General features: G+C 65.6%; 2 protein-coding genes. Both read left to right on the forward strand.

What is annotated here, in order from left to right:
• Nucleotides 1–335 (forward strand): thioesterase family protein (locus tag FE811_RS26730; RefSeq protein ID WP_140849532.1); only part of this gene is annotated, 335 nt, incomplete at its 5' end.
• A 47-nt stretch (nt 336–382) separates the two neighbouring features.
• A complete protein-coding gene (locus FE811_RS26735) occupies nt 383–1,468 on the forward strand; it encodes an ABC transporter substrate-binding protein (RefSeq protein WP_140849534.1) in 1,086 nt (361 codons plus the stop codon).
• The last annotated feature ends 288 nt before the right edge of the window (nt 1,469–1,756 follow it).

Below are 1,756 nucleotides of genomic sequence, written 5' to 3' on the forward strand. Positions count from 1 at the left end.
ATTACGCGGCCGCCTTCGACGACGCGATCTTCATCTTCTGGTCCCAGGCGGGGGTGGAGGTTCCCCCTCCGGGACAGCCCGGGGTGATCCCCGTCACCGCCCAGTTGAAGATCGAATACCGATCCGAGGTCACGGCCGGCGAGGTGCTGGCGATCTCGGGGCAGCCGGCGCGCATCGGCGGCAAATCCGTGACCCTGGCGCTGACGATGCAGGAAGCCGCCACCGGCCGGACCGTCGCGACCTGCGAGGTGGTCGAGGTGTTCTTCGACGCGCTGGCGCGCCAGAGCGTCCCGGTGCCCGACCCCGTCAGGGCTGCCCTGCAGGGGGCCGGATAGCCTGCCTTCACAACCGTTCCAACATAACAAGATCAGGGAGAAACATCATGAAACACCCCCATTCGACCACCGCGCTGGCCTTGATATTCGGCCTCGTGGCCTCGGCCAGCGCAGCGCAGGAGGTCAGCGTCGTCACCTGGGGCGGCGCCATCGAGGTCAGCCAGATCGAGGCCTATAACAAGCCCTTCACCGAAGCGACCGGCATCAAGGTCACTACCATCTCGGCGGACGATCCCTCGGTCCTGCTCAGGGCGCAGGTGGGCGCGGGGAACGTGACGGCGGATGTCTTCGACGTGGCCATGGCCGATGCCGTGCGGCTTTGCGACGACGGCGCGGTCATCGCCATCGACCCGGCCGACCTGCCGCCGGGGGCCGACGGCACGCCCGCGGCCGAGGACTTCATCGACGGCGCGCTGAGCGATTGCGGCATCGCGACCATCTTTGCCGGCACCGTGATCAGCTACGACACCAGCAAGTTCCCGGACAAGGCGCCGTCGACCGTCGCGGATTTCTTCGACACCCAAGCCTTTCCCGGCAAGCGCGGGCTGGCCAAGGACGTCAAGCGCACACTGCATTTCGCACTGATGGCCGACGGGGTGCCGGCATCCGAGGTCTATGACGTGCTTGCCACGCCCGAAGGCGTCGACCGGGCCTTTGCCAAGCTCGACACCATCAAGAAGGACGTGGTCTGGTGGGAGGCCGGCGCGCAGCCGCCGCAACTGCTGGCAGACGGCGAGGTGACGATGACCACCGCCTATAACGGCCGCATCTTCGACGCCGCGATCAACGAGGGCAAGCCCTTCGAGGTGATCTGGGACGGGCAATACCTGGAACTGAACGCCTTCGTCATTCCCGTGGGCGCGCCGCACCCCAAAGAAGCGCTGGAATACGTCAAGTTCGCCACAGGGTCCGAGCCCCTGGCCGGACAGGCGCGCTATATCAGCTACGGCCCCGCCCGCAAATCCTCGGCCCCGCTTCTGGGGCTCTACAAGGACGACAAGACCGAGATGGCGCCGAACCTGCCGACGGCGCCGGAGAACATGGCCAATGCCGTCCTTGAGGATCCCGGCTTCTGGGCCGATCACAGCGCGGAACTGGCCGAGCGGTTCAACAACTGGCTGGCGGCGAAGTAGCCGGTGCCAGGGAGAGCGAAGGCGCCTTCGCTCTCCTGTCTTCGCAAATCACTTCTGTGGTTTCAGGCTGACCCGCGACGCTGACGCGTTTTAGACTAGGACAGGGGATCCGTCTCTGTCATTAGCTTCTCGCGGAAGACTTCGGCGGGTGTCCCGGCACAGCCCGTCCGAAGACGGACGATTCGGTGACTGTTGCGATGGTCCGGGAACGTCCAGCTGAACGAGCCCTACGTCCAATCCGAGAAGGATCAGCGTATGAGCCAGATGGGGTATTCGGCTTGCGCCCCA

Source organism: Paracoccus sp. FO-3 (assembly GCF_006386455.1).
Taxonomy (GTDB): domain Bacteria; phylum Pseudomonadota; class Alphaproteobacteria; order Rhodobacterales; family Rhodobacteraceae; genus Paracoccus; species Paracoccus versutus.

Excerpts from the sequence above, each read along its gene's own strand:
- FE811_RS26735 (WP_140849534.1), top strand. The coding sequence starts at position 383 with ATGAAACACCCCCATTCGACCACCGCGCTGGCCTTGATATTCGGCCTC.